This is a genomic window from Kitasatospora sp. NPDC024654 (assembly GCF_055559155.1).
This window is the reverse complement of sequence record NZ_JBVHLF010000057.1, coordinates 48,930-50,472: the sequence shown is the minus strand read 5'-3', so window position 1 is coordinate 50,472 and position 1,543 is coordinate 48,930. Positions and strand designations below refer to the sequence as shown.

General features: G+C 71.5%; 2 protein-coding genes. Both read right to left on the bottom strand.

The window, feature by feature from the left end; genetic code table 11:
- Positions 1 to 136: 136 nt before the first annotated feature.
- Positions 137 to 967, bottom strand: coding sequence for an SPDY domain-containing protein (locus tag ACZ38L_RS27535; RefSeq protein ID WP_465698199.1), 831 nt, complete (start codon positions 965 to 967; stop codon positions 137 to 139).
- A 59-nt stretch (positions 968 to 1,026) separates the two neighbouring features.
- A complete protein-coding gene (locus ACZ38L_RS27530) occupies positions 1,027 to 1,209 on the bottom strand; it encodes a hypothetical protein (RefSeq protein WP_465698197.1) in 183 nt (60 codons plus the stop codon).
- Between the last annotated feature and the right edge of the window lie 334 nt (positions 1,210 to 1,543).

The window sequence follows — 1,543 nt, the reverse complement described above, 5'->3', positions numbered from 1 at the left end:
GGGGGGGGGGGGGTGGGGGGGGGGGGGGTGGGGGGGGGTAGGGGGGGGAGTGGGGGGGGGGGGGGGGGGGGGGGGGGTGGGGTGTTCTTTTCCCCCCCCCCCCCCCCCCCCCCCCCCCCCCCCCCCTGGCCCGGCATCAGGATCGGGTGATCAGGTCCCGGCACGCGCGGGGGATGTGGTGGTCCTCGCGGGTCAGCGGGGCGGGGTCGGCCAGAGCCCGGCAAAACGCTGTGATCAATCCGGTCGGCGTTCCGGTGCTGAAGACCGCGTCCCACAGCGGGCGGCGGTAGGGCACGGGGGTCGCCCAGATCGTCCACCGGGGCTCGCCCTGGAGGATCTCGGTCTCCACGCTGCCGCGCACGTGCACCCGCGCCTCCACCCCCGCCCGCCCATCTGGCGCGGTCCACCGCTCGAGGTGGCGCCCCGGACCGGTCTGCGGGTCGCGGCCCCAGCCCGCCTCCCGCAGGACCGTCAGGACCTTCTCGACGCCGTCGCGGTTCCCGTCGTCCGGGTGGGCGAAGGTCGCATCGTCGGGCCGGTAGCCCTCCGCCCAGTCGGTGGTGAAGGCCTGCATGAACTCGTAAGGCATCTCGTCCGAGAACGCGGCCATCCAGGTCCGCGGGCCGTGGTGGTACGGGCGCGCCCAGGCCTTCCACAGCCCGACCTGCTCCGGGTTGGCCTCCGGCAGGAACCCGAGATAGGCGCGCCCGCACAGGCTGGTGACGTGGCAGTTGGCGAGCTCGTCGCTCCATCGGTGCCACCCGGCGCCCTCGGCCAGCGGGGCCATGGCGGCATCCGCCTCGTAGCCGGCCCCGGCGAGGTAGCGGGGGCTGACATGTACCTCCCACTCCTCACGGCCAGCGGAGCCAGCCGGGTCGGGGATCAACGGGGCGGCGGCGGGGGTGAGGTCGAGGCGGGTGATCGGCGGGGGCGCGAACGTCGCGGGAGTGAGGACGGTGTCGGTCATTCCGGGGTCTCCATTTCGGTTGAGCAGGGCTGCGGTTGGGGGTGCCGACCTGGTGTGGGTCAGCGGTTGCCGGCCCAGGCGGCGGGCAGGTGACCGCCGCGGGTCAGCCAGCCATCGAGGGCCTCGATGCCCTCCAGGGCCTCGGTGGCCAGGCCGGACCAGTCGTGGTCCGGGTTGGCGCCGATCTCGTCGATGCGGGTGGTGAGCTGGCGCAGGGCGCGCAGCACGATGTCCGGGTCCATTTCCGACTTTCCCTTTCCTCTCTACATGCGGGCACAATTCACCCGTCGCGCGATTTCGTGAACGTTTTGGCGGGCTTTCCGCCCCCGGGCGTTCCGGGCACATTTAAAAGGTAGCTCGACCCCGGCGTGATGTGAAGTTGCCATTAGGGCTTGGAAATGCTGGAGTTTTGGGAATTTCACGACGCCTTGTGTCGTCCGATTCCGGGAGCTCGACACATTTGCTCGTCGAATCGAGGTGGCACGACCGATTCGTAGGACACGCCCCGAGACAGCCGCCGATCTGTCACTCGATCGGGTGATAAACGGCACCCGGGAAGCGCCGGCGGTTCCACCC